This is a genomic window from Oceanicola sp. S124, from assembly GCF_000220565.1.
GTDB lineage: Bacteria > Pseudomonadota > Alphaproteobacteria > Rhodobacterales > Rhodobacteraceae > Pseudooceanicola.
Genome location: NZ_AFPM01000168.1, coordinates 1 through 3,128 on the forward strand (window position 1 = coordinate 1; position 3,128 = coordinate 3,128).

Genomic DNA, 3,128 nt, shown 5'->3' on the forward strand with positions numbered 1-3,128 from the left:
GGCACCGGCGGAGCAGAACGTGGAACGTCTCGCCGCCGTAGTCGCGCGTCCGCGCGCCCTCCTTGATCTCGACCTGCATCCCGCAGACTGGGTCGGTCGCGGTCTTTGCGCCGGGTTTGGTGTCGGAGGTAGCGTGATGGTGATGATGGTTGGCCATGGATTGATGTCCTTTCTGTCCCGGTGTGCGGCCTCCAGTCGTTGGAAGGTCAAGAGGTGGGCTCGTGTCTTTCTTCTTGTGCGGAATGGTGGCTGCCATGCGCCGGTTCGTGCGATGGCGGGTTGAGCGCGAGGAAGATGCGCTCGAACAGGAAAACGGCGGTCATGCCGGCGATCGCGATGACGACGATCAGCGGGTCGCTCTGCCATTTGAGCGCGGCGAAGGCCGCAAGGACCACCGCGTCCAGTCCGATCGCCGTCAGCAGGACCCATCCATGCGCGCCGATCTCCTCCCGCAGAGTCCGCCAGACACCCCAGTGGATCAGGATGTCCATCACGAGGTAGAAAAAGGCGCCAAGCGAGGCGATCCGGCTGAGGTCGAAGAAGATCGTCAGCGCGCTGGCGATCACCACCGTATAGACGAGCGTATGGTCGCGGATCGTGCCCGGCATACCGAAATGGCTGTGCGGGATCAGCTTCATGTCGGTCAGCATGGCCAGCATCCGCGACACAGCGAAGATGCTGGCGATCACGCCCGAGGCGGTCGCGACCAGTGCGAGCGCGACTGTCAGGTAGAAGCCGATCCGCCCGAGGGCGGGCTCGGCCGCTTCGGCGAGCGCGTAGTCCTTTGCCGCCACGATCCGATCGAGCGGCAGGCTGGCGCCGACGGCGAAGGCGACGAGAAGGTAGACGACGACACAGATCGCGATGGATATGATGATCGCTCGCCCGACGTTGCGGTGCGGGTCGGTGACCTCGGCGCCGCTGTTGGTGATCGTCGTGAAGCCCTTGAAGGCCAGGATCGCGAGCGCCACCGAGGCAAGGAAGCCCGCAACCGCACCGCCATCCGCGCCTTCCGCCGCCTCGAAAGAGAAGCCGCCGGCCCAGAGCGCGGCAATGCCGAAGGCCGCGATGCCGCCCACCTTGAGCACCGCCATGAGCTGCGACAGAAGACCCACGGAGCGGTTGCCTGCCGCATTCACGAGGTAGGCGAAGACGATGAGGCCCACGCCGATGGCAGGGACCAGCCAGCCTTCGGGCTTCAGATCGAGCCCCCGCAGGAGGTAGGTCGCAAATGTCCGCGCCACGAGGCTTTCGTTGATGACCATCGACAGCGCCATCAGCAGCGCGGCACCGGCCGCGACCGTCGTCGGACCGTAGGCCTTGGTCAGGATCATCCCGATCCCGCCCGCAGACGGCCAGGCGTTGGACATCTTGACGTAGGTATAGGCGCTGAATCCCGTCACCACGGCGCCAGCGACGAAGGCAAGGGGGAACAAGGGACCCGCAAGTTCTGCAATCTGCCCGGTCAGTGCGAGAATGCCCGCTCCGATCATCACGCCGGTTCCCATTGCCACTGTGTCGAAGAGCGACAGGCTGTTCTTCTGATACTGCTGGGCCATCACTTCTTCCTTTCTGCCTTCCCTCGCGTCGCGGCCCAGATCAGCGGCAGCCCGGTCACGAGGCCGAGACCGAGGACCGCCCATGTGGCCCGGCCAAGGTCACCGCTCACCGCCTCGCCGCCGAAATGCGCCAGCAGGAAGCTCGCCGGGACGATGCCGGCCAGTGTCGCCAGTGCGAAGCGCCAGGCATGCAGGCGGCTGAGTCCGGCGGCGTAGCTGATCATGTCGAAGGACACGAAGGGCATGAGACGGCTGGTGAACACCGTCGCCGTCAGGGCGGTCTGGGACCCCAGAAGCCCGGCATCGATCCTGTCCCCGAAGAAGCGGCGGACCACGTCGTGCCCCAGAACCCGCGCAAGGCCGAAGGCGATCAACGCGCCAAGCTCGGCGCCGATCACGACCTGAACCGTGCCCCAGACATGTCCGTAGGCCGCACCCGCCGCCAGCGCGATCGGTGCGCTCGGGATCGGGCTGGCCACGACCGCGATTGTCATGAGCGTGACGACCAGCATCGGCCCCCAGAGACCCGCGCGCGCGACCAGCGCCTCCAGTCGCTCGGGCTCGAACCAGTCCCGGACCTCGGCAAGGGCCGAAGGCGCGATGAACCACACCCCGAGCAGGACGGTCCCGAGGATCGCCAGACCAGTGAGAATGCCGGCGCGTAGGCTCATCTCAAACCGCCGCGACGGCCTTCGCCAGCAGGTCGCGGACCTGGCCTGCAACGGCGTGCAGCTCGGCGTTCTCGATGGCCTGCATGGACGCGACCGGGTCGATGGCGCCGACCTCCACGCCGCCCTCGACCTCCCGCAGGATGACGTTGCAGGGCAGCATCGCGCCCACCCGCGGCTCGATCCCGATGGCCTGCCAGGCCATCTTCGGGTTACAGGCGCCGAGGATGCGATAGGCCGGCATGTCGACGTCGAGCTTCTTTTTCATAGTCGCCTTGACGTCGATCTCGGTCAGAACGCCAAAACCGTGATCCGCCAGCGCCTCTCGCGCCCGAGCGTCGACGTCGTCGATACTTGCGTCGGGGATCATGCGATTGATTGTGTAGGTCATCGCGAAATCCTTTCTCCTATTTCCGAAGATATTTGATCAGCGCTGCTATGGCCAAAACCAGCAGCACAAGGATCAGCAGGCCGAACAGCCAGCCAAACCCCATACCCCAACTCATTCCGGCGCCCATGTCGTTCCAGTTCATGATGTCGTCCTCCTGTTTTCCGGGCTGCGAGAGGCCCGTATCTGCGGATCTCGCGAGAAGGTTGTGGAGCGCGCCAACGCAGCGATCGGGACGTCGGGGCGCTCGAAGCGAACGCCCCGCCTGCGGTCAGACCGAAGCCGATACCGCGAACTCGGTCATCATGCCGGTCGCCAGGTGCGGCATGTGATGGCAATGGAGCATCCAGCGCGCGGCTTCGCCCGCGTCCAGCGCCAAGTCCACCATCGACATCGGCGGCACGTAGACCGTGTCGCGCAAGGCGCCTGCCACGCGGCGTCCGTTCAACCCGACGACCTGGAACACGTGGCCGTGCAGATGCATCGGGTGCCCCATCATCGACATGTTGTGAA

At 65.5% G+C, this 3,128-nt stretch carries 5 protein-coding genes; all 5 read right to left on the reverse strand.

What is annotated here, in order from left to right; genetic code table 11:
* Window positions 1-206 precede the first annotated feature (206 nt).
* Window positions 207-1,559 carry an APC family permease gene (locus OS124_RS0111825; RefSeq protein WP_010139851.1) on the reverse strand — a complete coding sequence of 451 codons (1,353 nt, stop codon included), beginning with the start codon at window positions 1,557-1,559 and terminating at the stop codon, window positions 207-209.
* The gene (locus OS124_RS0111830; protein ID WP_010139852.1) at window positions 1,559-2,230 is read right to left on the reverse strand and encodes a TVP38/TMEM64 family protein; all 672 of its coding nucleotides are present in this window, start codon (window positions 2,228-2,230) and stop codon (window positions 1,559-1,561) included. The genes OS124_RS0111825 and OS124_RS0111830 overlap by 1 nt, the downstream gene beginning before the upstream one ends.
* Before the next feature lies 1 nt (window position 2,231).
* Window positions 2,232-2,618: a DUF302 domain-containing protein gene (locus tag OS124_RS0111835; protein WP_010139853.1), complete on the reverse strand. Its 387-nt coding sequence runs from the start codon at window positions 2,616-2,618 to the stop codon at window positions 2,232-2,234.
* Window positions 2,619-2,634: 16 nt separating this feature from the next.
* Window positions 2,635-2,760 carry a hypothetical protein gene (locus OS124_RS28190; RefSeq protein ID WP_255446355.1) on the reverse strand — a complete coding sequence of 42 codons (126 nt, stop codon included), beginning with the start codon at window positions 2,758-2,760 and terminating at the stop codon, window positions 2,635-2,637.
* Window positions 2,761-2,886: 126 nt separating this feature from the next.
* On the reverse strand, window positions 2,887-3,128 hold a 242-nt coding region (locus tag OS124_RS24485; RefSeq protein ID WP_010139854.1), incomplete at its 5' end, for a multicopper oxidase domain-containing protein.

Excerpts from the sequence above, each read along its gene's own strand:
- OS124_RS0111825 (WP_010139851.1), bottom strand. The coding sequence starts at position 1,559 with ATGGCCCAGCAGTATCAGAAGAACAGCCTGTCGCTCTTCGACACAGTG.
- OS124_RS0111835 (WP_010139853.1), bottom strand. The coding sequence starts at position 2,618 with ATGACCTACACAATCAATCGCATGATCCCCGACGCAAGTATCGACGAC.
- OS124_RS0111830 (WP_010139852.1), bottom strand. The coding sequence starts at position 2,230 with ATGAGCCTACGCGCCGGCATTCTCACTGGTCTGGCGATCCTCGGGACC.
- OS124_RS28190 (WP_255446355.1), bottom strand. The coding sequence starts at position 2,760 with ATGAACTGGAACGACATGGGCGCCGGAATGAGTTGGGGTATGGGGTTT.